Annotated in this window: 2 protein-coding genes; both read right to left on the reverse strand. The window is 47.4% G+C overall.

Translation table 11 applies throughout. The features are described from left to right. A partial coding sequence (locus A3766_RS15155; protein WP_156508918.1) for a hypothetical protein occupies positions 1-478 on the reverse strand: 478 nt, incomplete at its 3' end. Between the two features lie 94 nt (positions 479-572). After that, a partial coding sequence (locus tag A3766_RS32030) for an S-layer family protein (protein ID WP_068642455.1) occupies positions 573-4675 on the reverse strand: 4103 nt, incomplete at its 5' end.

Raw genomic sequence — 4675 nt, forward strand, 5'->3', positions numbered from 1 at the left:
TATCTGTAGCGTAAGTCTTAAGCTTATTTGCATCGCTTATTAATAATTTATTATCAGAGGTGATAGCCAGGTGGCTTGGTTCTTCAAAAATCTCATCGATTCTTGTAACCCTTAAGTCAAACTTATCTTCGCGTTTATTGCCTGCACCATCAATTGTATTGATGTTCAGTTCACCGATATCAGGTTCGGTTGGAAGATCTACACGCCAGTTTGCGTAATTATCATCACTCGTAACTGGTTCACCATTTACTGTGACGCTTTCGATACCACTATGCTCATCATAACTGGAGCCGCTAATTGTCACCACTGAGTTAGTCGTTGTTCTACTGTAGGTAGGTGATGTGAGCGTTGTTGTTGGCTCCGCTTTATCTCCACCGGAGTTACTACCTCCATCACAGCCAAACAAGGAGAGCGCCATTATCGGCAGGCTCACCTGTAGAGAGCGTTTAAAATTGATTCCATTAAGCAACTTGTTCATATCTATATTCTTTAGCCGGGATATCTGATTGGTTGGCACCAAGCTCGATTTTAGCGCTTGGTGCCTTTGCACAATAAACTTAGTACAGTGCTAACTATTGGATTATCGTTTCAAGAGCCCAGGTGTTTAGCGTTCCTGAGTTGGTGATCGTTGCTTTATCCTCTACTTTGAGTGTCCAGACACCTTGAGTAGACTCACCGTTAAATGCGCTTAAGGCGTTGTGAGGAATAACTGTGCCGCCGATACCGGGGGAAGAGTTACAAACGTTCTCTACAGCGGAGCTTCCCTGATCATCGAATGTTGCGTCGACATCATCGTTGGCGCAACCGAAATCGAACCAGCCGCCGGTTGTTCCAGGTCGGTCCATAATTACAACAGATGTGCCTGCAGGGCTTGTGAGCGTTAGGATCAGGTCTCCTGGTCGGCCATGCGATATATCAATCATAACATTAAGGTCAGCTAACTGACGGTCATCGGATATAGTCATACTGGTTGAGTTCGATGATGACCCCGCATCCAGTCCTGGGCTTGCACTAAATGTTTTAACAAGTGGAATGACTGTGACGGTGCGGGTTTGGGTTAATGCGCTATTCCCCGCCGCGTCAGTGACATTAAAGTGAACTTGATAACTGCCTGGTGTCGACATATCTAGCCCGCTTGTATCAATACTTACGTTCGATGATATGTCGCCATCGATGTTATCAGTTGCTGAAACCCCCAGGTCGCTATAAACATGTCCTTGAATAACTTCAACTGGATTGTCTCCTAGTACTGAAATACTAGGGGGGGTGGTATCGACTACATGTACTGTTCTCGTCACGGTTGTAGCATCGTTACCTTGAGCATCGGCGACATCATAGCTTAATGTGTAAGTGCCAGCGATATTCTCGTTTACATCTCCCGATACAAAGATACTAGAGGATATATCGCTACCGAAATCACTCGCGGTCGCGCCTGCATCAATGTAAGTCGTTCCTTGCTCATGATAGGTTGGGTCCGAGCCTAATAGGCTTATGACCGGTGCGGTAGTATCTTGAACGATAACTGTTCTTGTCACCGTTAGGGCAGCATTACCCGACAAGTCCGAGACATTATAAGTTACCTGATAGCTTCCTACGGCGTTCGTTGCGACGAATCCTGAAATGGCGATAGAAGCTGATAAATCACCATCAACGCCATCGACTGCAGTTGCGCCAGGCTCGAAATAGGTGCCACCCAGTTCAATTAAGATTGGGTTGTTTCCAAGTAAGGAGATAACCGGTGGAACGGTATCGCTACTAGTGTTATCGATTACATTGACTTGGCGGGTAGCATTACCAACATTACCCTCGCTGTCACTGACACTATAGCTAATGGTGTACGTTCCAGGTGTGTCCGTATCAACTGATCCGTTAATAGCAATGCTGCTTGTTAAGTCACCATCAACGTTATCGGTCGCAGTCGCTCCGGCCTCGTTGTAGCTGCCGCCGAGCGATATGTCCATTGGGTTGTCACCTAATAGGCTGATAAGTGGTGCGCTATTATCTTCAACGTTAACAACTCTAGTTACGGTAAGTGCAGCGTTACCAGCACTATCGCTGACGTCATAGGAAAGCGTATAGCTGCCCAAAGTTGTTGGGTCCACGCTACCGCTAGGGATAATGCTAGTGGAAATATTTCCATCGATATTATCACTTGCTGTTGCGCCCGGGTCGCTGAAGATGCTTCCCAATGCAATGCTCATAGGGTTTGAGCCCAGTAGTGAAATAACGGGGATCGTCGTATCTGAAACAAGGACTGTTCGAGTTACTTCTATAGCGGAATTACCTGTGTTATCGCTGACGTTATAACGAGTGATATAGGTTCCAGCAATAGAGGTATTGACAGCGTCACCGGAAATAATAATTGCAGAGCTTAAGTCTCCGTCGACACTATCGCTAGCAGTCGCGCCAAGTTCAGTAAAGCTGCCATTTAACTCAACATGAAGAGGGTTATCTCCGATCAGCGTGATAACAGGTGGTAAGGAGTCTGCAACATTGACAGTACGAGTTACCGGGGTTGCAGGGTTTCCTTGAGAGTCACTGACGTTGTAGGTTAGGGCATAGCTACCTGCGACGCTTGCGTTAACAAAGCCGGTAATAGAGATATTTGAAGAAACGTCTCCGTCGACAGCGTCGAAAGCACTTGCACCAGGGTCGTTGAATATCGTGCCTTGTTGGTGCTCGATGGTGTCACCACCGATTAATGTGATTGTTGGTCCTGAGCTGTCTGATACGTTTACAGTTCGGGAAACAGTGGCTGCAGCATTGCCAGCGGCGTCACTCACGTCATAGTTAAGTGTGTAGCTTCCAGGGGTACTGGTGTCAACGAAACCACTAGGGATTATATTGGATGAAATGTCGCCATCTATATTATCCGAAGCGCTTGCCCCCGCATCTGTATAAATACTGTCAATATCAACACTTACAAAACTATCTCCGATAAGTGTAATGACGGGGTCAGTAAAGTCATTCACGTTAACCGTACGTGTTTGTTGAGGTGCAGGATTTCCATTGGAGTCACTGACATCATAGGTAATGATATAAGTGCCAGCAACGCTAGAGTCGACCATTGTGCCGCCAACTATAATGCCTGCAGATAGGTCTCCGTCAAGTGCGTCATTCGCAGTCGCACCAGCATCGGTATAAGGGGTATTTAGCTCATGGTTAAGTGGGCTGCTACCTAACACGGTGATGCTAGGAGCGCCGGTATCCTGAACATTGACCGTTCGATTAACGGTGTTGGCAGGGTTACCCGATGAGTCGTTCACGTTGTAGCTCAGTACATAGCTACCAACAACTGCAGCATTGACCGTACCACTGACACCGATATTTGAAGATACATCTCCGTCGACATTATCTAGCGCTGTCGCACCCGGGTCGGTGAAGATTGTATTCACCTCATGATCGATCGGGTTGTTTCCGATCAGTGTAATAACAGGGCCGCTCGCATCAGCAACATTAACTGTTCGTGTGACGGGCATTGCATCGTTGCCAGCCGCATCACTTACGTTATACACAAGTGTATAGCTGCCAATTGTACCGGTATCAACAGCGCCACTCTGAATAATGCTTGCTGAAATATCGCCATCAATATTGTCCGACGCACTCGCACCCGCATCATTGTAGACACTACCTAGAGCGATATTAATGCTGCTGTCACCATTAAGTGTAATGACAGGGGCGGTAAAGTCGTTCACATTTACCGTGCGCGTTTGCTGTACGGCAGGGTTACCGTTGGAGTCACTGACATCATAGGTAATGACATAAGTACCAGCAACGCTAGAGTCGACCATTGTGCCGCCAACTATAATGCCTGCAGATAGGTCTCCGTCAAGTGCGTCATTCGCAGTCGCACCAGCATCGGTATAAGGGGTATTTAGCTCATGGTTAAGTGGGCTGCTACCTAGCAGAGTGATGCTAGGTGCGCCAGTATCTTGAACGTTAATTGTTCGGGTAACGGTAGTAGCAGAGTTGCCTGAGGAATCGTTCACGTTGTAGCTCAGTACATAGCTACCAACAACTGCAGCATTGACCGTACCGCTGACACCGATATTTGAAGATACATCTCCATCGACATTATCTAGCGCTGTCGCACCCGGGTCGGTGAAGATTGTATTCACCTCATGATTAATGGGGTTGGTTCCGATCAGCGTAATAACAGGGCCGCTCGCATCAGCAACATTAACTGTTCGTGTGACGGGGATTGCAGCGTTGCCAGCCGCATCACTCACGTTATACACAAGGGTATAGCTACCAATTGTACCGGTATCAACAGTGCCACTCTGAATAATGCTTGCTGAAATATCGCCATCAATATTGTCCGACGCACTCGCATCCGCATCATTGTAGACACTACCTAGAGCGATATTAATGCTGCTGTCACCATTAAGCGTAATGACTGGGGCAGTAAAGTCGTTCACATTTACTGTACGTGTTTGCTGTACGGCAGGGTTGCCGTTGGAGTCACTGACATCGTAGGTGATCACGTAGGTACCAGTAACACTGGAATCTACGGTAGCACCACCGACGATGATGTTAGTTGAGATATCACCATCCAGCGCATCGCTTGCAGTCGCGCCAGCATCGGTATAGGGGGTATTTAGTTCATGGTTAAGTGGGCTGCTACCTAGGAGAGTGATGCTAGGTGCGCCAGTATCTTGAACGTTAATTGTTCGGG

The sequence above is a fragment of the Oleiphilus sp. HI0132 genome, from assembly GCF_001635845.1.